Here is a 25811-nt window from a genome sequence, read left to right as displayed (position 1 = left end):
GTTAGGGGATGCAAACCTTTGTGGTAAACGGAACCGGGCGGTGGTTAACTGCCAGCATGTCTGAAACCGTGAAGCTCAGCCACAACGAACCCCACGACAGCAGCGTGGCCGCCCGCCTGAACTGGCTGCGGGCCGGTGTCCTGGGCGCCAACGACGGCATCGTCTCCGTCGCGGCAACCGTAGTGGGCGTCGCGGGCGTGACCAACGACCTCGCCCCGATCCTGGTGGCGGGAACGGCCGCCGTGGTGGGCGGCGCCGTGTCCATGGCCCTGGGCGAATACGTGTCCGTCAGCAGCCAGAGCGACAGCCAGCGGGCATTGATCGAAAAGGAACGCCAGGAGCTCCGGGACGATCCCGACGGCGAGCTGGCCGAGCTCGCGGAGATCTACCAGGCCAAGGGGCTCAGCGAAGCCACGGCCCGGACCGTCGCCGAGGAGCTCACGGCGAAGGACGCGTTGAAGGCGCACCTGTCCGCCGAACTGAACATCGACGAGGAGGAGGTGGTAAGCCCCTGGCATGCCGCGTTCGCCTCCGCGATCGCCTTCACGGTGGGCGCCGTACTGCCGATGCTGGCCATCATTTTCCCGCCGGAGCAGGCGCGCATCCCGGTCACGTTCGTCGCCGTGATCCTGGCGCTCGCCCTGACCGGCACCGTCAGCGCCAGGATCGGCGGAAGCTCCAAGCGCAAGGCAACCCTGCGGCTGGTGGTGGGCGGCGCACTCGCCATGGCCTTCACGTTTGCGGTGGGCAGCCTCCTGGGCACCACGGGCATCGCCTAGCGGGCCGCCGGGGTACCGGCGGGACCTTCGAGGCTAATTACGTCACGCCATGTTTGCGTAATTGATGTGAACCTCGTCACTTAAAGCGCTTTCCGGCTTGGAGCTTAGGTTTGCCTACCCTACAGTTTTTGAACATAGGCACCGCCTCCCGGTGCCCGTAAAGACTTAGGTTCACGCAGACTTTTCCCCACGAAAGCAGCCTCAATGAAGATCCGCAACAGCGCGCTGGCAGGCATCGCACTCGCCGCCACCGCAGCTCTCGGCCTGACCGCCTGCGGCGGTGGCACGCCCGCCGGTGACAGCTCCGCTTCCAACGGCGCCCCCTCCGGCGAGATCACTGTCTACAACGCCCAGCACGAGAGCCTGACCAAGGAATGGGTGGACGCCTTCACGGCGGAAACCGGCATCAAGGTGACCCTCCGCCAGGGCGACGACACCGAAATGTCCAACCAGATCATCCAGGAAGGCCAGGCGTCCCCCGCGGACGTGTTCCTCACCGAAAACTCCCCCGCCATGACGCAGGTGGAGAACGCCGGCCTGTTCGCCGACGTCAACAAGGACACCCTGGCCCAGGTTCCCGCCGAGTTCGCGCCGTCCACCGGCAAGTGGACGGGCATCGCCGCCCGCTCCACCGTCCTGGTGTACAACAAGACCAAGCTCACCGAGGACCAGCTGCCCAAGTCCATGCTGGACCTGGCCAAGCCGGAGTGGAAGGGCCGCTGGGCCGCTTCGCCCACCGGCGCCGACTTCCAGGCCATCGTCTCCGCGCTGCTGGAACTCAAGGGTGAAGGCGCCACCGAAGACTGGCTCAAGGCCATGAAGGACAACTCCAAGGCCTACAAGGGGAACAGCACGGCCATGAAGGCGGTCAACGCCGGCGAAGTGGACGCCGCGCTGATCTACCACTACTACTACTATGGCGACCAGGCCAAGACCGGCGAGAACTCCAGCAACGTCACGCCGTACTACTTCAAGAACGAGGACCCGGGCGCGTTCCTTTCCGTCTCCGGCGGCGGCGTGCTCAAGTCCTCCAAGAATGCCGCAGCTGCGCAGGCGTTCCTGAAGTTCATCACCGGCAAGAAGGGACAGGAAGTCCTGAAGAACGGAACGTCGTTCGAATACGCCATTGGCTCCGACGTGCCCGCCAACGACAAACTGGTGCCCATCAAGGACCTGCAGGCGCCCAAGGTTGACGCCGCTAAGCTCAACTCCCAGAAGGTCAGCGATCTGATGACCCAGGCCGGACTCCTCTAATTCCGTGACCACCGATCTATCGGCTCCCGCCAGGCGGGGCACGACGACGGCGGGCCGGGGCAACAGCCCCCGCCCGCCTTTCGGCGTTTCCGCGGTGTCCATCCTGGCGGTGCTGATCGCCCTCTTCTCCCTCGTCCCGCTGGGATACGTGGTCTACATGACGGTGGCAACCGGGTGGGACACCGCCGTCGCCCTCATCCTGCGCCCCCGGGTGGGCGAACTGCTGGCCAACACCCTGCTCCTGATGGCCGCCACCGTCCCGCTGTGCCTGCTGCTTGGCGTGGCGGGGGCATGGCTGGTGGAACGGACCAACCTCCGCGGCCGGCGGATCTGGGCTGTCCTGCTGGCCGCTCCCCTGGCCATCCCGGCATTCGTGAACAGCTACGCCTGGGTTTCGGCCATCCCCTCGCTCGGCGGCCTGGGCTCAGGAATCCTGATCTCCACCCTGTCCTACTTCCCGCTGGTGTACATCCCGGCGGCCGCCACGCTGAGCCGGCTGGACCCTGCCATCGAGCAGTCCGCCGCCGCACTGGGACTGGGCGCCTGGCGGGCCTTCTTCCGGGTGGTGCTTCCCCAGCTGCGGATCGCCCTGACGGGCGGCGGCCTCCTGGTAGGGCTGCACCTGCTCGCCGAATACGGCGCCTTCGCCATGATCCGGTTCGATACCTTCACCACCGCGATCATGACCCAATACCGTTCCACCTTCAACGGGGCCGCGGGCAACATGCTGGCCAGCGTGCTGGTGTTCTTCTGCCTGCTGCTGCTGATGGCCGAAGTCCGCAGCCGCGGCACCGCCCGGTACGCGAGGATCGGCTCAGGGGCGCAGGCACGGGCACTCCGCCTCCCGCTGCACGCCTACCAGATCCCGTCCCAGGCCTTCCTGCTGGCGCTGACGGCACTGGCGTTCGGCCTCCCGCTGTACTACGTACTGAAATGGATCGTGGCCGGCGGCGCGGACGTCTGGACCGCCGCCGAATTCCTCCCCGCCCTGCTGGCCACGTTCGGATACGGCCTGGCCGGCGCTGCCGCCACCATCGTGGTCGCGTTCCCCATGGCGTACCTCGCGGTCCGCAGGCCCGGCTGGTTCAGCAAGTCACTGGAACTGTCCAACTACGTCACCAGCTCGATGCCCGGCATCGTGGTGGCCCTGGCGTTCGTCACCGTCAGCATCCGCGTGATGCCGGGCATCTACCAAACAGCCGGCGTCCTGGTGGCGGCGTACGTCCTGCTGTTCCTGCCCCGGGCCCTGGTGAACCTCCGGGCCGGGCTGGCGCAGGCTCCCAAGGAGCTTGACGAGGCCGCGCAGGCGCTGGGCAAGCCGCCGCTGCTGGCCTTCATCCGCGTCACACTGCGGCTGACCGCCCCGGCCGCTGCCGGCGGCGCGGCCCTGGTTTTCCTGGCCATCGCCAACGAGCTCACCGCCACCTTGCTGCTGTCCCCCAACGGCACCAAGACCCTGGCCACCGAGTTCTGGAGCAAGAGCAGCGAAATCGACTACGCCGGAGCCGCGCCCTATGCCCTGCTGATGATCCTGCTTTCCGCCCCCATGACCTACCTCCTCTTCCAACAGTCCAAGAAAGTAGCCGGACAGTGACAGCACCATCCACCCGTCGGCTGCCCGAACCACGGGTCTCCCCCTCCGTGGCGGCAACCACCAACAGCCACCTCCAGATCACGGACGTCACCAAGAACTTCGGATCCCAGGCGGTCCTGAGGGGCGTCAACCTGTCCGTGGCCAAGGGCGGGACCACCGCCATCGTGGGTCCGTCCGGCTCCGGCAAGACCACGCTGCTGCGCCTCATCGCCGGTTTTGAGCACCCGGACACCGGCACCATCTCGCTCAATGGCACCACCGTGGCCGGCGACGGCGCGTGGCTCCCGGCGCACAAACGCCAGATCGGCTACGTAGCCCAGGACGGCGCGCTCTTCCCGCACCTGACCGTGGGCCAGAACGTTGCCTTTGGCCTGGATCCGGCCAAGCTGGAGGGCGGCCGGCGGGCTGTCGCGGCCCGGGTGGCGGAACTCCTGGACATGGTGTCCCTGGATCCGGCCATGGCCAAGCGCCGCCCGCACCAGCTCTCCGGCGGCCAGCAGCAGCGCGTGGCCCTGGCCCGCGCCCTGGCACGGGAACCGGAACTGATGCTCCTGGATGAGCCCTTCTCAGCCCTGGATGCGGGCCTCCGCGTGGCCACCCGCCGCGCCGTGGCCAAGGTCCTGGCAGAGGCCGGGGTTACCACCATCCTGGTCACCCACGACCAGGCCGAAGCGTTGTCCTTCGCCGACCAGGTGGCGGTCATGCGCGGCGGCAAGCTGGCCCAGATCGGCAACCCCTTCGTCGTCTACACCCGTCCCGCCGACCGGGCCACCGCCGAGTTCCTGGGCGATGCCGTCATCCTGGATGCCTGGCTCGAAGGGTCGCTGGCCACCTGCTCGCTGGGCGGCATTCCGGTGCGCCGGCCGCCGGCGCAGGGCAAGGTCCAGTTGATGCTGCGGCCCGAGCAGATCCGCATCGCCGAGGACGGCCCCATCCGCGGCGTGGTGGTGGACACTGACTACTTCGGCCCCGAAACCACGGTGCGGCTCAAGCTCAACGTGCCGCAAGAGGTGGCGGAGCACGCGGACCACCGGTACCCCGGCGGCGGCGAAGTGATCACCATCCGGCATTGGAACGCCTCGATTGCCCGTCCCGGGATGGAACTGTGCCTCCGGGTGGTCGGCGAAGCAGTCGCGTTCCCGATGGAGGACTGAGCTCCGGCCCCGGCCGCGCTCGGCGGCGTATCCGAAGCTTGTCCGCGCATCTGAAGCTAGGGGGCACAGATGGACGAACAAGCTTCTGACCGGTGCGCCCGCCACTGCTGACACAGAAAAAACACCGGGCCGAAACACTCCGGCAACCTCTTCACGGCAAGCTGTGCGTACGGGGATACAACAGCAGGAGGCAGCCCTCATGGAGGCACAAGGAATACGTACCGCCCAGCTCCGCATCGGGGACCAGATCGAAGCCTGGCACCGGGGCAAGCTTTTCCACAGCGGCCGGGTGACCGACGTCGTCCCGGCCCTTGAACTCTTCTGGATCCTGGATTCCAGGACCGGTGCGCGGAAGCTGCTGGACCCGGAGGCCCTGGAGATCCGGCACGTGGAGGTCACGGCCGTTCCACCGGCCGCCCAAGCGAAGCCGCTCGCGACGGCGTGAGCGGGGTTCCGGCCGGGCAGCCGGCAGGACCAGCGGCTTAAGTCCGTTCCTGGTAGACGTCCGGGATGCCGTCGTGGTCCGAATCCACTTTCTCGAGCTCTTCGGCGAGCCGGTACTGGCGGTTCCGGGTTCGCAGCACCACCGTCGCCAGCAGCGCGGCGATCAATGATGCGGCCAGGATGCCCACCTTGGCATGGTCATCATGCAGGCTGCCGTTGCCGAAGCTGAGCTCCGCCACGAGCAGGGACACGGTGAAACCGATGCCTGCCAGCAGCGCCACGCCGAACACGTCGATCCACGTGAATGAGCTGTCCAGGCTGGCCCTGGTGGCTTTGGTCAGCACCCAGGTGGTGGCAAGGATTCCCACCGGCTTGCCCAGGACCAGGCCCAGGATGATGCCCAGCGCCACCGGGTCCGACAACGCCGAAGCCAGGCCTTCCCATCCGCCGACCAGCACGCCTGCGGAGAAGAACGCAAAGATCGGGACCGCCACGCCCGCGGAAATGGGCCGGAACCGGTGTTCGAAGATCTCGGCGAGCCCCGGGCCCGCTTCCGGACCGCCGGAGGCCTGTGACCTGATCACCGGCACCGCGAAGCCCAACAGCACACCGGCCACAGTGGCATGGATACCCGAAGCATGCACCAGCGCCCACGTCAGTACCCCCAGCGGCAGCAGGATCAACCAGGCCGCGGCGGCATGGCGGCCGAAGAACCGGCGGTACTTTTGCGCGAGGAACGCATAGGCCGCCAGCGGAACGAGCGCCAGGAGCAGCGGGGTGGGCTGGATGTCGCTGGAGTAGAAGAACGCAATGATGGTGATGGCAATCAGGTCATCCACCACGGCCAGCGTCAGCAGGAAGATCCGCAGCGCGCTGGGCAGGTGGGAGCCGATGATGGCCAGGACGGCCACCGCAAAGGCGATGTCGGTTGCCGTGGGGATGGCCCAGCCGCGCAGGGTTTCCGGGCTGGCGAGGTTGACGACGGCGTAAATCACCGCCGGGACGGCCACACCGCCCACGGCGGCGGCCACGGGGACGATCGATTTGCTGATCTGCCGCAGGTCGCCGGCCACGAATTCCCGTTTGAGTTCCAGGCCCACCAGGAAGAAGAAAATGGCCAACAGGCCGTCAGCCGCCCAGGCACCCAGGCTCAGCTCCAGGTGCCACGGCGCGTAGCCCACCGTGAAGTCGCGGAGGGCAAAGTAGCTCTCCGATGCCGGGGAATTGGCCCAGACGAGGGCGATGACCGCCGCGATGACGAGGAGGGCTCCGCCGACCGTTTCCTTGCGGAGGATTTCACCGATCCGGAGGGCCTCGGCGTAGCTGCCGCGGGAGAAGACGGTGGAGCCGAAAAACGTGTTCCGGCTGGGCGGGGGCGGTGTTGGTGCAGGCGGGGTGGAGGTCATGGAGGCATCCTTATTTCCGGGTTCGACAAAGCCATGCCGACCAGACTTCCCGGCGCACCTGGGTCCATTCTACCGGGCGGGAGGGTCAGCCTGCGCGGCGTCCCCCGGTGTCCCGGCTCCGCCCGTGCAGTTGGATGGCCCGAACGGCGCGGTCCAGGTAGGTCCGCCCGTCAACGGAATTGGCCAGCTGCACCAGTTCGGCGGCCACCACCACGAGCTTGACGTTCCGGTGGCTGCTGGTGGCCACGAGCAACTGGAAGGCCTCGTCCGAGCCGAGCTTCAGCAGGCCCATGAGGATGCCGCGAGCCTGGTCGATCACCGTGCGGGTGGAGGTGGCGCCGGCAACGGCATCCCGCGCAGTCTGTTCGGTCTCGCGCTGCAGGGTCCGGGTGAGGTCCACCATCACGCCTTCGAGCGCCACCACTGATCCGTCGTCGCCGAGGATCGCCTCACCGGAGGTCATGACCCGGCGCGTGTGGCCTTTGGCGTCAATAATGCGGTGGTACATGCAGAAGAAGCCGCCGGTCTCCGCCACCCTGGCGGTGATTTCCTCGCATTGTCCGCGGTCATCGGGATGCTTGTGCGCAAAGACGAGTTCGAGGGTGGGCACCACCTCCCCGCGCTGGTAGCCGTGCAGCTGGTACATGCCATTGGACCAATGGAACGCCGGCCCGGCCAGGTCCACGCGGAACACCCCGGCGTCGCACTGGTCGTCGCCGAGGGCGCTGGAGTAGGTGTACAAGTCGCTCAGCTCGGTCACGAGGCCCACTTCCCAGGTATTGGCCAGCCCCCAGCGGGCCGGCACCGTACTCGCTCCTCCCAGTATGGGCGAATGGAGCAGCGGAAAGTAGTGCGGGAGGTCCTATGGAACTCCCGCAGGAAATGGGCTAAAGACTTGAACGCACATACCCCTAGGGGGTATATTCAAGCTGTTGTCAGTGACGTGGTTTGTCCCGGCCGGTGCCTGCACCGGCCTTACAGCCGGTCAACCCCAGCGCCCCATGATCGTCTATGGAATGGAACTGACATGAGCCACGGGAACCACTCCCACCACCCGGCGGCGGCCGGCCCCCTCACGCACGCTCCGGCGGCCCCCACCGGGCACCCTCACCACGGCGGCCACGAGCATGACGATGACCACGCCGTGCACACCCACGGGCAGCACGCCGGCCACAGCACCGCCATGTTCAAGAACCGGTTCTGGCTGACGCTCGCCCTGTCCGTGCCGGTGGTCTACTTCAGCCCCATGATGGGTCACCTGCTGGGCTACATGCCGCCCGAGTTTCCCGGCGCCGCCTGGATTCCGCCGGTCCTGGGCACCGTGATCTTCCTGTATGGCGGCCAGCCGTTCCTCAAGGGCGGCCTCCAGGAACTCAAGGACCGCACGCCCGGGATGATGCTGCTGATCGCCATGGCCATCACCGTGGCTTTTGCGGCCTCCTGGGTCACCAGCCTGGGGATCGGCGGCTTCGACCTGGATTTCTGGTGGGAGCTGGCGCTCCTGGTGGCCATCATGCTGCTGGGCCACCGGATCGAAATGCGCGCCCTCGGATCCGCCCAGGGCGCCCTTGACGCCCTCGCGGCGCTGCTCCCGGACGAAGCCGAGCGCATCACGGAGGGCGGCACGGAAATTGTCCCCGTTGCCGATCTGGCCCCCGGCGATCTCGTCCTGGTCCGCCCCGGCGCCCGCATGCCGGCGGACGGGACCGTGGTGGACGGCCAGGCGGAGTTCGACGAGTCCATGATCACCGGCGAATCCAAAACCGTCCCACGCGGCACCGGCGATCCGGTGGTGGCCGGAACCGTGGCAACGGACAGCAGCGTCCGGGTCCGGGTCACGGCAGTGGGCGACCAGACCGCCCTGGCCGGAATCCAGCGGCTGGTGGAAGAGGCCCAGGCCTCATCCTCGCGCGCGCAAGCCCTCGCGGACCGCGCGGCGGCGTTCCTGTTCTACTTCGCCGCCGGAGCCGGCGTGCTGACCTTCATCGGCGGGACGCTGCTGGGAAGCGTCCCCGACGCCGTTACCCGTACCGTCACTGTCCTGGTGATCGCCTGCCCGCACGCGTTGGGGCTGGCCATCCCGCTGGTCATCGCCATTTCCACCGAACAGGCCGCCCGGGCAGGGGTGCTCATCAAGAACCGGATGGCACTGGAGCGCATGCGCACCGTCGACGTCGTCCTGTTCGACAAGACCGGCACCCTGACCACCGGCGAACCTGAACTGAAGGACATCGCCGCCGCCGAAGGTGCCGAGGCCGATGCCGTGCTCGCCCTGGCCGCCGCCGTTGAATCCGACAGCGAGCACCCCGTGGCGCGTGCCATCGTCCGGGCCGCCGGAGCCCGGAACCTGGCACTCCCGGCAGCCACGGGCTTCACCGCCCTAGCGGGCCGGGGCGTCCGGGCCGTCGTGGACGGCCGCACTGTGCACGTGGGCGGACCCGCGCTCCTGCGCGAGCTCGGCGTCGTCGAGCCCGAGGCCCTGGCCGTCCGGACGCGGGCATGGATGGAACGCGGCGCCGCAGTCCTGCACGTGGTGGACGGCGACGGCACCATCCTGGGCGCCGTGAGCATGGAAGACGCCGTGCGGGCCGAATCGCGGCAGGCCGTGTCAGCCCTCCAGCGCCGCGGTATCAAGGTGGCCATGGTCACCGGGGACGCGCGCCAGGTGGCGCAGGCCGTGGCCGCGGACCTGGGCATTGACGAGGTATTCGCCGAGGTCCTTCCCGCGGACAAGGACAAGAAAGTTGCCGAACTGCAGGCCCGTGGCTTGAAGGTGGCCATGGTGGGCGACGGCGTCAACGACTCCCCGGCCCTTGCCCGCGCCGAGGTGGGCATCGCCATTGGCGCCGGGACCGACGTGGCCATGGAATCCGCAGGCGTGGTGCTGGCAGGAAACGATCCGCGGGCGGTGCTGTCCATGGTGGACCTCTCCCGGGCGAGCTACCGGAAGATGTGGCAGAACCTGGTGTGGGCGGCGGGCTACAACATCCTGTCCGTGCCGCTGGCCGCAGGCGTCCTGGCCTTTGCCGGCGTAGTGCTCTCACCGGCGGCAGGGGCGGTGCTGATGTCTGCCTCCACCGTTGTGGTGGCCTTGAACGCCCAGCTCCTCCGGCGCCTGAAGCTGAACCCGTCGGAGGTGCAGTGAACCGGGCACTGCACCAGGCCCTGCTGCTGGCCGGCACCCTGGCCGTTATCGCGGGCCTGCTCGGCATGCACGTACTGACCGCGGGCCACGCCTCACACGGGCTCGTTGCGCAGGGCGTCGCTTCGCACAGCGCAGCCTCCCATACGGCGCCCGCAGGGCACACCGCCGTCGTGCATTCCACGGTTGGGGACCAGCCGGGCCATACCGGCCACGCGGTCGCAGCGGCTTCCATGGACGCGCCGGCTCTGGCGCCGTCCACGTGCGGCACCTCCTGCCCGGGAGCGCAGGAATCGGGGGCACCGTGCATCCCAACCGCACCGGGGAGTCCGGTCACCGTTGCCCCACCCCAGGCATCCTTTGCCGTCGTCTCGCTGCTGCCGCCGGCCGGCCACCCCAGCTCCTCCTATGGGTACCTGCCGCCCAGCCCCTCGCCCTGCGACCTGTCCATCAGCCGGACGTAAACCGGACTGTGCCCATCACCCCGGCCCGGTTCCACTACCTCCCTGAAAGACACCATGAACACCACATTCAAGACCCTGTCCATCACCGTTGCCCTCGCCGCGTCCCTCAGCCTCGCCGGCTGCGCCACAGGCTCCGGCAGTATGCCCATGGACCACGGCAGCTCCAACCCCATGTCGAGTACCATGCCAAGCGCCGGCACCATGCCCGGCGCCAGCGCCGACCATAACCAGGCGGACATCATGTTTGCCCAGATGATGATCCCGCACCACGCCCAGGCAGTGGAGATGAGCGGCATCATCCTGGCGAAGCCCGGGATGCCCGCAGAGGTGACAGCGCTCGCCACGAAGATCAAGGCCGCCCAGACACCGGAGATCGAGCAGATGACCGGCTGGCTTAAAGCCTGGAACGTGCCCACCATGATGAGCGACCACTCGGGACACGGCATGACCGGCATGGTGGACGATGCCGGCATCGAGAAGCTGGAGTCCGCCACCGGGACCGACGCCGCGAAACTGTTCCTGGAACAGATGATCGGCCACCATGAGGGCGCCATCGACATGGCCCGGCAGGAGATCAGCGCCGGCAAATTCCCGGACGCCGTGAAGCTGGGCCACGACATCGTGGACGCCCAGCAGGCCGAGATCACACAAATGAAGCAGCTGCTGACCGTTCTGTAAGCTGCCCGGCGGGCGCCCGGCATCAAAACACGCAACGGCGCGGCAGCGGCACCCGGCCAGGGGGCCGCCGCCGCGCCGTTGCGTGTTAAGTTGAAAGGCACGGGCCCACCGGTCCTGCCACCAGCTGGGAAAGAGAACATCTCCTTGGACAATTCCGCGCCAGTCAAGATCCTGACCGTCTGCACCGGGAACATCTGCCGCTCTCCCGTGGCCGAACGGCTGCTGCAGGCGGGGCTGGACCAAGCCGTGCCGGGAGGGTTCCAGGTGGCGAGCGCCGGCACCCGGGCCATGGTGGGCGAACCCATGCAGCCCATTTCCGCGGAGATCGTGCGGACCTACGGCGGGGATCCGGAAGGGTTTGCCGCACGGCAGCTCACCCCCGCCATCCTGCGCGGCGTGGACCTGGTACTCACCATGACCTCCGGACACCGCGGCGAGGTCCTGCAGCTCGATGCCTCCCTCCTCAAGCGCACCTTCACCATCCGCGAGTTCGCCCGTATGCTCGACATCCTGGACCAGAGGGACACGTCCGCGTCCACGGACAACGCGGCCGACGACGACGGCTGGCTGGCTGCCCACACAACCCGTTGGCGGGGATTGCCGGCGCGTGCCGCCGGGGTGCGGCACCTCTCGCTCCCCGCAGATCCCGCCGAGAACGACATCGTGGACCCGTACCGCCGGCCGCCGGAGGTGTACCGGCAGATGGAGGACCAGCTGGCCCCCGCCATCGTGTCCATCCTGCGCCACGCCCGCCTCAATTCCCCGGTCCGCGGGGACGCAGCCGGCGCGCCGTAACGAACCGTGGGTGCCCGGCGGCCCGGCGACACGCCGCAGGTGACAGTTTGGACAAGCCTGTAGCCAACAGGGGTATCACTGGCGGACACTGATCCCACCCGCAACACGATGAGGTGGAGGCACCGCATGAGCACGCCTGATCCAACCGGACCCGCCGGTCCCCCCACCCGCCCGTCCGTGCCCCACCGGCCCGCCTGGCTTGCGGCCCTGGGCCGCCGCCGCTGGATCGCCGCCCTGCTGGCACTGGTGCTGGTGGCGGCCGCGGGGATCGCGGTGTTCAGCCTCAACCGCGCGGGCAGGGACGCCGCCCCCGCGGCCACGCAAACCCAGTCACCGAGCGAAACGCCCACGCCCACACCCACGCCGTCCGAAACACCTCCACCGGCGCCCGCTCCGCCTCCTCCGCCGCAGCCGATTCCGGACCTCCCGGCGGGCGAGATGAATGTGCTGGTCATCGGCAGCGACAGCCGGGGGATCGCCCGGAACGAGGCAGCCCACACCGCGGAGACCGGCGAGCCCTCGGACCAGCGCTCGGATTCGTTGATGCTGGTCCATGTGCCCGCGGACCGCCACACGCTCTATGTCATTTCGATCATGCGGGATCTGTGGGTGGACGTCCCGGGCGTGGGCGGCTCCAAGATCAATGCGGCCTTGGAGTACGGCGGCATCGACCTGACCACGCAGACCGTGCAGCAGTTGCTGGGCGTCACCATCGACCACACCCTGATGCTCGATTTCAACGGCTTCCGGGCACTTACGGACGGGCTGGGCGGCATCGACGTCAACGTCCCTTTTGCCTTCCAGTCCACTATCGAAACCCAGCATGTGTTCAGCCAGGGCATCAACCATCTTGACGGGCAGGCTGCCCTGGAGTTCAGCCGCGAACGCTACGCCTTCACCGACGGAGACTTCCAACGGGTACAGAACCAGCGGACCATGCTGCGCGCCATCCTGGCCCGGCTTACCGGCGGCGGCGCCCTGAACGACGTGAACGCGGTCCGGTCGCTGGTGGACTTCGCGGGCTGCTGCCTCACGGTGGACAAGGGCTTCGACCCCGTCCAGGCCGCCATCCTCGCCTACAGCCTGCGGAACCTGGACGTGAACGCCATCGGCACCATGACCCTGCCCACGGCCGGGACCGGCATGGCTGCCGGGCAGTCGGTGGTATTCCCCGATTATGGCGGCATCGCCGCCGTCGGTGCCGCACTGCGGGAGGGCAGGATCGCCGACTTCGCGGTCCCGTAGCCCTCCGCCCCAAGGCGGCCCCCCAACCTGGCCACCGCCTGTTCAGGACCGCCTCACCCCGGGTTTACCCGCAGGACCATGTCCGTGCGTCCGCCCGCGGGAACCTCAGGGTATGACTGAGAACTCCCGCACCACCGTTTCCCGCCGCACCGTCGTCAAAGGCTCGGTCCTGGCTGCCGCACTCGCCTCCGTCCCCGCCGCCGCCCAGGCAGCCGAAACCGGCCAGTCTCCCGCCGGCGTCGCGTTGGTCCGCAACCGCCTCACCCTCCCCAGCGGCATCGCCACCGGGGACGTCACCTCCGATTCTGCCGTCCTGTGGTCCCGCGCCTCGGGTGCCGGCCGGATGACTGCGGTCCTGCGGGCGGTGGACGACGGCGGCCAGGTCCTTCGCGGACGCGGTGCCTTTGAGCGGGTCCTCCGTGGCCCCCGCGCCACCCAGGCCTCAGATTTCACGGCCAAGATCCATGCCGGCAACCTGCCGTCCAACACCCGGTTCGCCTTGGAAATCAGCTTCGAGGACGACGGCGGCGCGGCCAGCGAGACGGTCCTCGGCAGTTTCCGCACGGCCCCCGACACCGGGACGGTCAACGGCAAGGGCCGCACCGGCGGGGTGGGCAACAGCGGCGACGTCCCGGCGTCGTTTGCGCAGAGCTTCGTGTGGACCGGCGACACAGCCGGCCAGGGGTGGGGCATCAACGAGGAGATCGGCGGCATGCGCGGCTACCGGGCCATGCACCAGACCCGGCCGGACTTCTTCATCCACTCCGGCGACACCATCTATGCCGACGGTCCCATTGCGGAGACCGTCGCCGAAAAGGACGGCCAGGTCTGGAAGAACCTGGTGACCGAGGAGGTCTCCAAGGTGGCCGAGACGCTGACCGAGTTCCGCGGCAGGCACCGCTACAATTCCATGGACGCCAATATGCGCGCGTTGTTCGCCGACGTCCCGGTCATCGCCCAGTGGGACGACCACGAGACCCACAACAACTGGTACCCCGGCCAGGTCCTGGATGACTCCCGCTACACGGTGCGGGACGTCAACACCCTTGCCGCGCGCGGCCGCCAGGCCTGGCAGGAAAACATGCCCATCGCGGACAGCTCCGCCCTGTGGCGGCCCGGCACGTTCGACGACGCCGGCACGTACCAGCCGGCCCGCATCTACCGGAAGATCTCCCGCGGGCCGCAGCTGGACATCTTCTGCCTGGACATGCGCACCTTCAAGTCCCCCAACACGGATGGCAAGGAGCCCTATGCCACCTCCATCCTGGGCCGGGAGCAGGTGGACTGGCTCATCAGCGAGGTGTCCAAATCCAAGGCAACGTGGAAGGTGATCGCCAACGACCTGCCCCTGGGCGTCGTGGTCCCGGACGGACCCGTGAATGAGGAAAGCGTCTCCAACCGCGACCCTGGCGCACCCTTGGGCCGCGAGCTTGAACTGGCCGGGGTGCTCAGCGCCTTCAAGCGCAACAGTGTGAAGAACACTGTGTGGCTGACCGCCGACGTGCACTACTGCGCCGCCCACCACTACTCCCCCGAGCGGGCGGCCTTCACCGACTTCGACCCCTTCTGGGAGTTCGTGGCCGGGCCCATCGCGGCGGGCTCGTTCGGTCCCAACGCCATGGACGGCACGTTCGGGCCGGAGGTGGTGTTTCCAAGTCCGGCCGCTTCGCCGGGGAGTCCCCGCGGGACGGCGAAAACCAGTTCTTCGGGCACGTGCAGCTCGGGGAGGACAACAGCTTCACCGTGAGCCTCCGGAACGCCAACGGCGCCACCGTGTTCTCCAAGACCCTCACGCCCCAAAGGTAGGTGTTCCGGCCCCATCACCCTGGTGCCGGGCCGACGGCGGCTGCGCGCGCCCCTGGCGCCGGGACCGCCGTCGGCCGTTATTTTCCGACGTTCCTTGGGTACGCCGCACATAGTGGGGGCTTCGGCACGGCAAACGGACGGGGTGGTTCCTTGAACGGCGATTCTTCGAAGAAAGACATTTCGGGCGGCGGCCCGTCCGGCGACGACGGCTTGACAGCAGCGGTCAGGGCAGCCGGAGCGGTGGAGCTGCTCCTGGTCCGGCACGGCGAAAGCGAAGGCAACGTGGCCGCCACGGAGGCCCGGGACGCGGGAGTTGAGGTCATCGACGTGCCGGCCCGCGATGCCGATGTGGACCTTTCCGGCACCGGGAAGGACCAGGCAAAGGCGTTGGGTGTTGCCCTGTCCCGGATCGCGGAAGGGTTCCGTCCCGACGCCGTGGTCTCCTCCCCCTATGCGCGCGCTCGTCAGACAGCCCGGATCGCCGTGGAAACGGCAGGCTGGCCGCTGCAGGTTCGGATTGATGAACGGCTGCGGGACCGCGAACTGGGCATCCTGGACCGGCTCACCCGGCTGGGCGTGGAGAACCGCTACCCGGTGGAAGCCGAACGGCGGGACTGGCTGGGCAAACTGTACTACCGGCCGCCGGGCGGGGAATCCTGGGCGGACGTGGCGCTCCGGCTGCGGTCCGTCCTTGCAGAGCTGAATGGCCTGGGTGCCGGCCACCGGGTCATGCTGGTGTGCCATGACGCCGTGATCATGCTGTTCCGGTACGTGCTGGAAGGACTCACGGAGAGGGAGTTGCTGGACCTCGCGGCCACCGAAGCCATCCTCAATGCCTCGGTAACCAGGTTTGTGCGCCCCTCCGGTGAGGGACCGTGGACCCTGGAAAGCTTCAACGTGGCCAGCCACCTGGCCGAGCAGGGCGTCGCTGTCACCGAGCATGCGGGAGACACCAGTGTCCGGCCCCGGTGACGCCGGCGCCACCCTGGTCACCCCGTCGCTCCTGCGCGAGTGGCCCCTGCCGGCACCCGGCGCAGACAAATACTCCCGTGGGTCGGTGCTGGTGATCGGCGGGGCCCGGACCACCCCTGGCGCGGCGCTGCTGGCCGGCACCGCCGCGCTGCGGGCCGGGGCAGGTAAACTCACGCTGGCAGTGGCCGGGTCCGTTGCGGTGCAGCTGGGGGTCGCGTTGCCTGAGTGTGGTTGCATCGGGCTGCCCGAAACTGCGGAAGGTTCCCTCAAGGCGGAACTGGACCCTGTTGCCGCGTATTTGGACGGCGCGGACGCGGTCTTGGTCGGACCGGGCTTGGATGACCCGGACCTTGCGGCGGAACTGCTGGTGGCGATGCTTGACCGCGAGTCGCCCGGTACGGAACGGCCCGCCGTCGTCCTCGATGCCTACGCCCTGGGCGCCCTGGTGCCGCTGGAAGACCGGCTGGACCCTTGGCGCGGCCGGCTGGTCCTGACCCCGAACCCCACCGAAGCGGGAATCCTGCTGGGGCGCGACGTGGCGGACCTTGAAAAAGACCTGGCCGAGGTCTCCGCCCGGTTCGGCGCCGTTGTCAGTTGCCAGGGCCTGATCACGCAGCCTCCAGGCTTCGACGACGGCCCGGGCCCCTGGAAGATCACCACGGGATACGGCGGCCTTGGCACCTCCGGCAGCGGGGATGTGTTGGCGGGGACCATCGCCGGCCTCCGGGCGAGGGGAACCACCGGCGTCCAGGCAGCGTGCTGGGGGACGCACCTGCATGCGGCCGCCGCGGACCGGCTGGCCAGCAGGCGGGGCCCCATGGGGTTCCTGGCCCGCGAACTAGCCGAGGAAATGCCTGCGTTGATGCTGGAACTCAGCACCTGATTCCTGATGCCGGGGCACCCGGCCGGTACGTGACCGGAACACAGGGAGGCCGGACGCGCGGATGGCCCCCGGCCGAAGCCGGGGGCCACCGTGTCGGGAAGTACAGGCCTCAGCTGCCGATGCGCTGTCTGGCGCTGTGGCGTGCACAGTGTGGCGATCCGCCCCATAAGGCAGTCAACAGGTTTGCCCGCCTCCCGAGCCTTTGTTGTCTAATACTGATTTTTTAGCACTCGGAGCGCGGGCCTTCAAGTGCCCGTGCGGTCAATCCCTGGTGGGGTCCGGCCGGAGCGGCGCCGGCCCGGGATCGGGAACGGGCAACGGTCCCGGCGACGGTGGTGCGGGGAACGGATGTGGCGACGGCGGCCCGGGCGGGCGGGGCTGGGTGGGATCCGGGGAGCTCGGCTCCGGTCCGGGTTCGGGCGGAAACGGCTCAGGTTCGTGCACTGGCGGGATGGTCATGGAACTTCCCCTCTCAGGCTGGGCAGATGTGCCTTGGACTGATCAGGATACGCCGGACATGCCCCGGCAACCACCCGTCAGGACGGCAAGGCACCCACCAGCCGCAGCCAGTCCCCCACTTGCGCCGGGTCCGCCTCGCCGCAGCTGAAACCGACATATCCGTCCGGGCGCACGGCCACCACGCCCCGGCCCGGATGGCTGCTGAGCCGGTGGACATGGACCAGGGGGCTGTGTCCCGCACGCGCCGGCAACGCCAGGGCATCCAAGGCGTCCGGGCCGGCATCCCGCTCCAGCAAGAGATGGACCCCCGGGAGGGCCGTCAGGTCATGCAGGCGCACTTCCCGTCCCGCCACCGAGGCCGGCGCGTCCGGCAGCCGGTCGCCGGGCCGTGGCCACCGGACCGACCGGGGTGTCCCGTCAATGGAGACAGTGCTGCTCCGGTACCGCACGAAAGGCTGGGCCAGGAGCCTGATGCCCTTGGACGTGAGCCACTGCCGGCGCAGCAGGAACGGCAGGACCGGCGCAAACGCAGGAAGAATGCTCCGGGCCAGCCGGGCGGCAGGGTGCGGCGAGGCCTCCCCAAAAAAGATGACGTGCGTCAGGGCAAGGACCTGCCGGGCAGCAAGCCGGCGCTCCTGGTGGTAGGAGCTGAGCAACTCAGGGAGGGGCCCGCCGGCCGTCGAGGCGAAGCCGAGCTTCCAGCCAAGATTGAGGGCGTCGAGGATGCCGTTGTTCATGCCTTGACCGCCGGCCGGAGAATGTGCGTGCGCGGCGTCCCCTGCCAGGAAGACGGGATCGACGCCGAACGAACTGGCAAGACGGTGTTGAAGCGCGACCTGCGCCGACCACCGGACGTCCCGGACCGCGGCGCCCAGCCCCGAGACCCTGACGAGCCGTTCCACTTCCCCTGGCGGGACGGCCGGGCCCAACTGGCCGAACAATGCGGCGGGTTGCGGGTCCGCGGGCCGGGTTGCCAGCATGCGCCAGGTGGCTCCTTCCCCAAGGGCGAAAAGGAAGGTCAGCCCGGCGCTGCCGACGGCGACGTGCAGGACCCCCGGGTCCAGGGGCCCGTCAAGTTCCAGGTCGGCCAGGACAGCCTCCACCCGGTAGGGACCGCCCTCCCAGCGGGCGTCCGTGATGCTGCGGACGGTGCCGGCCTGCCCGTCGCAACCGGCCAGGAACCGGGAATCATGCTCTTCCCGGCCGCCCCCGTCGCGGTAAAGCTGCGCCCGGACCATGCCTCCTTCTGGTTGTACGCCGCCGCGGCCGAGCCCGCGGAACTCCACGCCCCAGTCCACGTGAACGCCCCGCTCCTGGAGTGCCTGCCACAGCACGGCCTCGACGTCGGCCTGCCGGACCAGGGTCAGGTGCGGGAAGGCCGTGTCCGGGAGGTCCGCGTGGCCCAGCCGGGCTTCGACGATACGCCGGCCCAGGTGGAGCCGCGCTTCCGGGGTGGTATCGGCGCGGCGGAGCAGTTCTCCGGTGACTGCCAGCGGCCGCAGCCCTTCCAGGGCGCGGGCATGGAGCATCAAGGCCCGGGACGGGCGTGCCAGGTGCGGGCGGCGGTCCACCACCCTGACGGAGGCGCCATGCGCCTGTGCCTGGAGCGCGGTGGTGAGCCCGGCGGGACCAGCGCCGACAACGAGGACGTCGGTGTCCGGCGTCGGTCCTTGCCCGCGTCCCATGGCTGCCGGGCCCTCACGCTGCGGGGAGGAGCCGCCACCAGGCATGTTCGGGGTGGGCGGCAAGGCGCATCCGGGCGGGGTCGGCCAAGGCCTCGTCCCGGTGCAGGCCAGGGAGGATTTTGAAGCTGATGGATCCTGGGACGCTGACCAGTTCAAGGACCCGCCAGAGGGCGGCGGCGTAACGGCGCGCCTGCTCGGCACCGTCCCACTCGTACAACCCGCGGTAGGCGCCGAAGGTATCGTGGGCGCACCACAGCTTGGACACGAACCCCGGGAACCCCACGAACAGCGGGGTGTTCAGGAGGCTTTCGGCCTCGAACAACCTGTGCGCCCGGCCGCGCACCAGGCGCAGGGTGAAGGTGACTACGAGTACGCAGGGCTCCGCGGCGGGAGGGCGGCCGACGGCGGTCTCCCGGTAGACCCGCGCGGCGCTCCCGTCCGCGAACCGCAACATCCGGCCCACGTTCTCCGTAGGCAGGTGCACTTGCCGGCGGGCAAGCATCAGGGCGGACGTCCCCACGCATTTAGCCACGGCCAACCAGGCTTTGGCCCGGGGAGCCGGGCCGGATTCGAAGGACATGGCGCCCCCTTTCCTTGCGGTGTTCCCTCCAGCCTGACCCGAACCGCCGCAGGCGTCCCAGAGTCTTTCGTCCCGTGCGGTCCGGTCCGCCGCTCCCCCGTCAGCGAACGGCCTGCGGACTTGCAGGGACGGGTCTATATATTGAATCCATGACCTCCACCCCGCTGCAGGATTCCACCGGCACCTCCGTCCCGGCACCCCCGGTTGCCAAGAAGATTCCCACCGAACGCACCCACCACGGGGAGACCTTCGTGGACAACTACGAGTGGCTCCGGGACAAGGAATCCCCGGAGGTGGTGGCGCACCTGCGGGCCGAAAACGAGTACCAGGAAGCGGTCACCGCCGGCCAGGAGCCGCTCCGCGAGGCCATATTCCAGGAGATCAAGGGCCGCACCCAGGAAACCGACCTTTCCGTCCCGCACCGGAAGGACGGCTGGTGGTATTTCAGCCGCTCGGCAGAGGGCAAGGAATACGGCATCCACTGCCGAGTGAAGGCGCAGGACACCGGGGACAAGGTGGCCGACTGGACTCCGCCGGCCGTCGAGGCCGGCATGGGTATCCCGGGCGAAGAAGTCCTGCTGGACGGCAACGTCGAAGCTGAGGGCAAGCCGTTCTTCTCGGTGGGCGGCACCGCCGTGACCATCGATGGCCACCTTTACGCCTACGCGGTGGACAACTCCGGCGATGAGCGCTTCACCCTCCGGATCAAGGACCTTCGCACCGGCACGCTGCTGCCGGATGTCATCGAGAACATCTTCTATGGCGTCTCCTTCTCCCCGGACGGCACCCGCCTCTTCTACACCGTGGTGGACGAGTCCTGGCGCCCCTACCAGGTCAAGTCCCATGTCCTGGGCACGCCCGTGGCCGACGACACCGTGGTGTACCAGGAGGACGATCCCGCCATGTGGCTGGGCTTCGAGCTCTCCGCGGACCGGCGCTACCTGGTGCTCGGCATTGGCTGCTCGGAGTACAGCGAAACCCGGCTGCTCCGTTTCGACGACCCCGCCGCAACGGTCAGCACCGTCATTTCGCGGGACGAACGCATCCTTTACGAGGCAGAACCCTTCCTGCTGGACGGCGAAGAAAAGATCCTGCTCACCCACAACCGCGGCGCCATCAACTCGATGGCCTCCCTGACGGACCCGGCTGAGCTGCACAAGCCGCTGGCCGAACAGACCTGGCAGACCGTCGTCGAGCATTCCGACGACGTCCGCGTCAACGGCGCGGGCGTCACCTCCACCCACCTCATCGTCTCCGTCCGCAAGGACACCATCGAGCGGGTCCAGGTGATGGGGCTGGCCGGGCTGGGCACGCCCGCGCAGCAGGCCCCGGTGGAGCCTGCCTTCGATGAGGAGCTGTACACCGCCGGGGTAGGCGGCTCGGACTACGACGCCCCGGTGATCCGGCTCGGCTACACGTCCTACTTCACGCCGTCGCGGATCTACGACTTCGTCCTCCCCACCCCCGAACTGCCCGCCGGCGACCTGCTGCTGCGCAAGGAAAGCCCGGTACTGGGCGGCTACGACGGAAGCGACTACATCGCCACCCGCGAATGGGCCACCGCCGGCGACGGCACGCGCATCCCGCTCTCCGTCCTGCGGCACAAGGGCGTCAAGCAGGATGCGACGGCAGCGGGCCTGGTCTACGGGTACGGCTCCTACGAGATGAGCATGGACCCCGGATTCGGCATCGCCCGGCTGTCCCTGCTGGACCGTGGCGTGGTGTTCGTGATCGCCCACATCCGTGGCGGCGGCGAATTGGGCCGGCACTGGTATGAGGACGGCAAGAAGCTCACCAAGAAGAACACCTTCACCGATTTCATCGACGCCACGGACTGGCTGGCGAACTCCGGCTGGGTGGACCCGGCGCGGATCGCGGCCCTGGGCGGTTCCGCGGGCGGCCTGCTGATGGGCGCCGTGGCCAACATGGCGCCGGAGAAGTACGCGGCGATCGTGGCGCAGGTGCCGTTCGTGGATCCGCTCACCAGCATCCTGGACCCGGACCTGCCGTTGTCCGCCCTGGAGTGGGAGGAATGGGGCAACCCCATCACGGACCCCGAGGCCTACGCGTACATGAAGTCCTATTCGCCGTACGAGAATGTGCGGGCGGTGGCTTACCCCAAGATCGCGGCCGTGACGTCCTTCAACGACACCAGGGTCCTGTATGTCGAGCCCGCCAAATGGGTGCAGGAGCTGCGGAACAAGACCACCGGGTCCGAGCCCATCGTCATGAAGATCGAGATGGACGGCGGCCACGGCGGGGCCTCCGGACGCTATGTGCAGTGGCGTGAGCGTGCGTGGGACTACGCCTTCATCGCCGACGCCCTGGGCGCCACCGGGCTGCTTCCAGGCGCCGGGCTGAAGCAGTAGCGCCTGCCTGCCACCGCCCTGTTCCCGGAAATGCTCATCATGCTTACCATTGTGGGGCACTTGTTTTCCGATCCGGGCAAAGGTCCGGGCTACCAAAAGGGGCAGGCATGTCATTAAGCAAGGGAACGCACGTGGAGTGGAACACTTCACAAGGCAAGACCCACGGCAAGATCGTGGAAAAGAAAACCAGCGATTTCGAACTCGACGGCAACACGCACCGCGCCAGCGAGGATGAGCCGCAGTATGTGGTGGAATCGGCCAACACCGGCGCCCGCGCGGCGCACAAGGCATCCGCCCTGACCGAAAAGAAGTAGGCCCGTGGCTGCCCGCCACGAGGTTGTCATTATCGGTGGCGGCAACGCCGGCATCTCGCTGGCGGCCAGGTTACAGCGCTACGGCGTCCAGGATGTGGCGGTGGTCGAACCCAAGGACCACCACCTCTACCAGCCGCTGTTCTCGCACATCGCAGGCGGCCGGGCGCAGGCCCGGGAAGCCGTCCGGACCCAGGAGTCGGTGACACCGGCGGGCGTCACCTGGATCCGGGATGCCGCGGTGGACGTGGACGCCAACGCGAACACGGTCACCCTGGCGTCCGGAGCCTCCGTTGGCTACGGGCAACTGGTGGTGTGCCCGGGCCTGCAGTATGACTGGGACGCCGTTCCGGGCCTTGCCGACGCCGTGCACTCGCCACACGGCGCCTCCCATTACGAGTTCGACCTTGCCCCCAAGGCCTGGACCCTGCTCAGCGGCCTGGCCTCCGGCACCGCCGTGTTCACCATGCCCGCCGGGCCCGTCAAGTGCGCCGGAGCCAGCCAGAAGCCCATGTACCTTGCCTGCGACTACTGGCGGGAGCAAGGCGTCCTGGACAAAATCCGGGTGGTGATGGTCCAGCCGTACTCCACCGTCTTCGGGGTACCGGAGGTGGACCGGGAGCTGGACCGGAAGATCGCCGAGTACGGGATCGAGCTGCGGACCAACAGCGAACTGGTTGCGGTCAACCCCGGCGAGCGCAGGGCAACCATCCGCGACCACGCCGCAAACATCACCGAGGAGCTTACGTACGACGTCCTCAATGCCGTCCCGCCCCAGTCCGCCCCGGACTGGCTCAAGGCCACGGACCTGCCGGCCGCCGGTGGCTCCGGCGGCTTTGTGGAGGTGGACCGCCAGACGCTGCGGCACCCGCGGCATGACAATGTGTGGTCCTTGGGCGACGCTGCGGGGACCGCCAACTCAAAGTCCGGCGGCGCCTTGCGAAAGCAGGCCACAGTCCTGGCGAAGAACCTGGTGGCCGCCCGCAAGGGAAAGCCGCTGCGAACACAGTATGACGGGTACTCGGTGTGCCCGTTCACGGTATCGCGGGACACCGTGGTGTTCGCCGAATTCGACGACCAGTACCGGGTCAAGCCCAGCATCCCGCACGTTCCCACCTGGAATGAGAGCAGGCTGTCCTGGGTGGTGGACCGGGACCTCTTCCCGAAGATCTATTGGAACCTGATCCTCAAGGGCCGGGCGTAGGTTTCCTTTCCCCGCTCCATTCGTCGGCCAGGACGGCGTAGACCAGTTCGGTGGCCCACTGGCCTTTGTAGAACCACTTGTCCACATGCCGCGCCTCCAGCCGCATCCCCAGCCGCTGGCAGAGCGCCGCGGAGGCGGTGTTGAGCTCATCCAGCCGGGCCTCGATCCGGCGCAGGCCGAGGTCCCCGAAGCCGAGGTCCAGGACCGCCGCCGCGGCCTCGGTGGCGTACCCCTTGCCGCGCGCCTGCGGTGCCGTGGACCAGCCGATTTCCGCCTGCCCGCGGCCCGGGAGCCACTTCAGTACCACTTCGCCCAGGAGGCCCGGCTCATCTTTGGCCTCGATGGCCAGCGACAGCCAGTCGCCCTCCTTCTCGTACACGAAGTTGGCGTACTTGCCCACGTACTCCATGGATTTGGTGTAGCTTTTGGCCGGTCCCGGCAGGAACCGGGCCGTCTCGGCGAGTGAATGGTAGGCGTGGAAGGCGTCCAGGTCGCGGCCTTCGAAGCGCCGCAGGACCAGCCGGTCGGTGCGGATTGGCAGCAGGATCTCCGGCATGCCGGTTACCTGTTTGAACCGACGACGGCGGCCGTCGCCTCGGCGATCGCGCGTTCCTCATCCGTGGGAACCACCAGGACGGGGATCGCGGAGGACGGTGCGGATATCACGCGCGGCTCCCTTGACCGTTTGGCGTTCAGGCCGGCGTCGAGCTCTATGCCCAGGGCGCCCAGCCGGTCCGCAACGAGCGCCCGGAACTGGGAGGAATTCTCGCCAATCCCGGCGGTGAATACCAGCGCCTTGGCACCGCCGACCGCCACATGGTACCCACCGATGTACTTGGCCAGCCGGTAGGACGCCACCGCCAGCGCCATGGCGGCTTTGGCATCCCCGGATTCGGCGGCCTCCACCACGGCGCGCATGTCATTGTTCCCGGCCAGGCCCTTCAGCCCCGATTCCCGGTTCAGCATCGAGTCGATGTCCTCCGGAGTCCACCCGGCGCGGCCCAGGAACACCAGGATGGAGGGGTCAAGGTCGCCCGAGCGGGTGCCCATCACCAGGCCTTCGAGCGGGGTGAAACCCATGGAGGTATCCACGGACTGTCCGCCCCGGATGGCGGTGACCGACGCGCCGTTGCCCAGGTGGGCGATGACGCCGTCGAACTCCTCCGGGGGAAGGTCCAGCAGCGCGGCCGACCGGCGGGCAACGTACTCGTGCGAGGTGCCGTGGAAGCCGTACCTGCGGATCCCGTGGTTGGTGTAGAGCTCGTCGGGCACGGCGTAGCGCCATGCGTGTTCGGGCAGGGTCCGGTGGAAGGCGGTGTCGAACACGGCCACCTGCGGCATGTCCGGCCATTTCCTGGTGATGGCGCGGATGCCCAGGACGTTGGCGGGGTTGTGCAGCGGCGCCAGCGGGTTGAGGCGTTCGATGGCACGGGTGATCTCGTTGTCGATCAGCACGGGTTCGGCAAACCGCTCGCCGCCGTGCACCACCCGGTGGCCCACCGCGCCCAGTTCCAGGCCACCCAGTTCCTGGTGGATGGCGGCATCCACCTGCTCCAGGGCTTCCGCGTGGTCCCGCGGGCCCTCGATCTCGCCGTCGCCTCCGCCACCGTTGCCCATCCCGATCTTCTCGATCAGCCCCTCGGTGAGGACAGTCCCGGCGGCGACGTCGCGGACCTGGTACTTCAGCGACGACGAGCCGGAGTTGATGACGAGCACGAGCATGCGGGGCCCTCCTCAGCCTGGCGTCAGCAGTTCAAACCCCACTATAGGTGGCGCCGCTAACGGTCAGTCAGCAGCAGCGTGTTCCCGTCCGGGTCTTTGGCCGTGAAGAAGAGGCAGACATCCGGCGAGCCCGTAATGGACCCCACCGGGACGCCCTGCTCCGCCAGCTCCGCGCGCTTGGCGTCCAGGTCATCGACTGTGAAGTTGCACGTCGCCCACGACAGCCCCGGGGAAACCTGGATGCCGCTGCCCGGGCCCATCAGCGTTACGGATGCGGTTCCGCTGCCGGCAAGGAGCGCCGAGAATCGGTTCGCGTCCGCGACGGTTAGTCCCAGCATGCGGCTGTACCAGTGGGCCGCCACCTGAGGGTCGCGGACGGGGATGAAGGCGGTGGTGATGGCTGTACCGGGCATGCCAGTGATGGTAACCGATGAGTGCACTCTTTCCTTGCGCATGCACCCCGGGTGTGCCTATGGTCGGCGGACAAGGCTGGACCACGGCGAGAGGACATTTCCATGACGAGCGAGCCCACTTCGATCGACGAAAACGACCCCACCAACACGGGATCCAGCAGCACCGCCCCGCTCAATGCGGGCTCCGGCTCCGGGAAGAAAGACCCCACCGTGGTGGAGGGGGCCAACCCCGCCCTGGACGATACGGGCAACCTCAAGGCCGCCGAAACCGGCGAGGCCCCGCAGGCACCGGAGCACCCGGAGGACCTTGACCTGACCCCGCAGGGCCTCTCCGACGAGCCTGCCAAGGAGGAAGATCCGGAGAGCATAGCCAAGCCGGACAACAGCTAGGCTCCCCCATTCCAAAGGACGACGACGGCACTTGCGAAAGTGCCGTCGTCGTCCTTTATCCG

General features: G+C 68.4%; 23 protein-coding genes and 1 pseudogene. 17 read left to right on the top strand and 7 right to left on the bottom strand.

Annotated features, from left to right (window positions below):
• Positions 1-56: 56 nt before the first annotated feature.
• From AC4EEO_RS03060 to AC4EEO_RS03040, 5 genes are all read left to right on the top strand, one after another.
• Complete coding sequence (locus tag AC4EEO_RS03060) at positions 57-779, top strand: VIT1/CCC1 transporter family protein (RefSeq protein WP_018761699.1); 723 nt, start codon at positions 57-59, stop codon at positions 777-779.
• Positions 780-983: 204 nt separating this feature from the next.
• Entirely contained in the window at positions 984-2033 is a 1050-nt protein-coding gene (locus AC4EEO_RS03055) for an iron ABC transporter substrate-binding protein (RefSeq protein WP_018761700.1), read from the top strand.
• A gap of 4 nt (positions 2034-2037) precedes the next feature.
• On the top strand, positions 2038-3627 hold the full coding sequence (locus AC4EEO_RS03050) for an ABC transporter permease (protein ID WP_491339837.1): 1590 nt from the start codon (positions 2038-2040) through the stop codon (positions 3625-3627).
• On the top strand, positions 3624-4781 hold the full coding sequence (locus AC4EEO_RS03045) for an ABC transporter ATP-binding protein (protein ID WP_018761702.1): 1158 nt from the start codon (positions 3624-3626) through the stop codon (positions 4779-4781). The genes AC4EEO_RS03050 and AC4EEO_RS03045 overlap by 4 nt, the downstream gene beginning before the upstream one ends.
• A 199-nt stretch (positions 4782-4980) precedes the next feature.
• The gene (locus AC4EEO_RS03040) at positions 4981-5226 is read left to right on the top strand and encodes a hypothetical protein (protein WP_018761703.1); all 246 of its coding nucleotides are present in this window, start codon (positions 4981-4983) and stop codon (positions 5224-5226) included.
• Between the two features lie 37 nt (positions 5227-5263).
• Here the strand turns inward: AC4EEO_RS03040 and nhaA are convergent, their stop codons facing one another.
• Together nhaA and AC4EEO_RS03030 are read right to left on the bottom strand one after the other, a co-directional pair.
• A complete protein-coding gene (gene nhaA / locus AC4EEO_RS03035) occupies positions 5264-6631 on the bottom strand; it encodes a Na+/H+ antiporter NhaA (protein WP_285319479.1) in 1368 nt (455 codons plus the stop codon).
• A gap of 85 nt (positions 6632-6716) precedes the next feature.
• Positions 6717-7436, bottom strand: coding sequence for a PAS and ANTAR domain-containing protein (locus AC4EEO_RS03030; protein ID WP_018761705.1), 720 nt, complete (start codon positions 7434-7436; stop codon positions 6717-6719).
• A gap of 222 nt (positions 7437-7658) precedes the next feature.
• On the opposite strand from AC4EEO_RS03030, the gene AC4EEO_RS03025 reads away from it, so the two are divergent.
• From AC4EEO_RS03025 to AC4EEO_RS02990, 8 genes and pseudogenes are all read left to right on the top strand, one after another.
• On the top strand, positions 7659-9776 hold the full coding sequence (locus AC4EEO_RS03025) for a copper-translocating P-type ATPase (protein WP_491339836.1): 2118 nt from the start codon (positions 7659-7661) through the stop codon (positions 9774-9776).
• Positions 9773-10237, top strand: coding sequence for a hypothetical protein (locus AC4EEO_RS03020; protein WP_491339835.1), 465 nt, complete (start codon positions 9773-9775; stop codon positions 10235-10237). The genes AC4EEO_RS03025 and AC4EEO_RS03020 overlap by 4 nt, the downstream gene beginning before the upstream one ends.
• 54 nt (positions 10238-10291) lie before the next feature.
• Complete coding sequence (locus AC4EEO_RS03015) at positions 10292-10915, top strand: DUF305 domain-containing protein (protein WP_491339834.1); 624 nt, start codon at positions 10292-10294, stop codon at positions 10913-10915.
• A 144-nt stretch (positions 10916-11059) separates the two neighbouring features.
• Positions 11060-11710, top strand: coding sequence for an arsenate reductase/protein-tyrosine-phosphatase family protein (locus tag AC4EEO_RS03010; protein ID WP_018761709.1), 651 nt, complete (start codon positions 11060-11062; stop codon positions 11708-11710).
• Between the two features lie 126 nt (positions 11711-11836).
• Complete coding sequence (locus AC4EEO_RS03005; RefSeq protein WP_133830548.1) at positions 11837-12955, top strand: LCP family protein; 1119 nt, start codon at positions 11837-11839, stop codon at positions 12953-12955.
• A gap of 112 nt (positions 12956-13067) precedes the next feature.
• Positions 13068-14761, top strand: a pseudogene (locus AC4EEO_RS03000) (alkaline phosphatase D family protein).
• A gap of 150 nt (positions 14762-14911) precedes the next feature.
• Complete coding sequence (locus tag AC4EEO_RS02995) at positions 14912-15733, top strand: histidine phosphatase family protein (RefSeq protein WP_240617744.1); 822 nt, start codon at positions 14912-14914, stop codon at positions 15731-15733.
• Entirely contained in the window at positions 15717-16616 is a 900-nt protein-coding gene (locus AC4EEO_RS02990; protein WP_491339833.1) for an NAD(P)H-hydrate dehydratase, read from the top strand. Before AC4EEO_RS02995 ends, AC4EEO_RS02990 begins: the two co-directional genes overlap by 17 nt.
• Positions 16617-17152: 536 nt before the next feature.
• Here AC4EEO_RS02990 and AC4EEO_RS02985 read toward each other — a convergent pair.
• Together AC4EEO_RS02985 and AC4EEO_RS02980 are read right to left on the bottom strand one after the other, a co-directional pair.
• Positions 17153-18760: an FAD-dependent monooxygenase gene (locus AC4EEO_RS02985; protein ID WP_491339832.1), complete on the bottom strand. Its 1608-nt coding sequence runs from the start codon at positions 18758-18760 to the stop codon at positions 17153-17155.
• 13 nt (positions 18761-18773) lie between these two features.
• Positions 18774-19340 (bottom strand): hypothetical protein, encoded by a 567-nt coding sequence (locus tag AC4EEO_RS02980; RefSeq protein ID WP_491339831.1) that lies wholly within the window; start codon positions 19338-19340, stop codon positions 18774-18776.
• A 149-nt stretch (positions 19341-19489) separates the two neighbouring features.
• Between AC4EEO_RS02980 and AC4EEO_RS02975 the strand changes: the two genes are divergently transcribed.
• From AC4EEO_RS02975 to AC4EEO_RS02965, 3 genes are all read left to right on the top strand, one after another.
• Positions 19490-21709 (top strand): S9 family peptidase, encoded by a 2220-nt coding sequence (locus tag AC4EEO_RS02975; RefSeq protein WP_491339830.1) that lies wholly within the window; start codon positions 19490-19492, stop codon positions 21707-21709.
• 107 nt (positions 21710-21816) lie between these two features.
• A complete protein-coding gene (locus AC4EEO_RS02970) occupies positions 21817-22023 on the top strand; it encodes a hypervirulence associated TUDOR domain-containing protein (protein WP_491339829.1) in 207 nt (68 codons plus the stop codon).
• A gap of 4 nt (positions 22024-22027) precedes the next feature.
• Entirely contained in the window at positions 22028-23224 is a 1197-nt protein-coding gene (locus AC4EEO_RS02965; RefSeq protein ID WP_491339828.1) for an NAD(P)/FAD-dependent oxidoreductase, read from the top strand.
• Here AC4EEO_RS02965 and AC4EEO_RS02960 read toward each other — a convergent pair.
• From AC4EEO_RS02960 to AC4EEO_RS02950, 3 genes are read right to left on the bottom strand one after another with little or no spacing between them, the layout of a single operon-like run.
• Positions 23208-23780 carry a GNAT family N-acetyltransferase gene (locus tag AC4EEO_RS02960; RefSeq protein ID WP_491339827.1) on the bottom strand — a complete coding sequence of 191 codons (573 nt, stop codon included), beginning with the start codon at positions 23778-23780 and terminating at the stop codon, positions 23208-23210. The two genes, AC4EEO_RS02965 and AC4EEO_RS02960, sit on opposite strands and share 17 nt — an antisense overlap.
• 5 nt (positions 23781-23785) lie before the next feature.
• Positions 23786-24946, bottom strand: a complete 1161-nt coding sequence (locus AC4EEO_RS02955; protein WP_491339826.1) for an acetate kinase — start codon at positions 24944-24946, stop codon at positions 23786-23788.
• A 56-nt stretch (positions 24947-25002) separates the two neighbouring features.
• Positions 25003-25359 carry a VOC family protein gene (locus tag AC4EEO_RS02950; RefSeq protein ID WP_133830556.1) on the bottom strand — a complete coding sequence of 119 codons (357 nt, stop codon included), beginning with the start codon at positions 25357-25359 and terminating at the stop codon, positions 25003-25005.
• A 102-nt stretch (positions 25360-25461) separates the two neighbouring features.
• Between AC4EEO_RS02950 and AC4EEO_RS02945 the strand changes: the two genes are divergently transcribed.
• The gene (locus AC4EEO_RS02945) at positions 25462-25749 is read left to right on the top strand and encodes a hypothetical protein (protein WP_018761722.1); all 288 of its coding nucleotides are present in this window, start codon (positions 25462-25464) and stop codon (positions 25747-25749) included.
• Positions 25750-25811 lie beyond the last annotated feature (62 nt).

The organism is Pseudarthrobacter sp. MOO13 (assembly GCF_058267655.1).
Note: the sequence above shows the minus strand (reverse complement) of the source record. Positions and strands in the feature narration are given on the sequence as shown.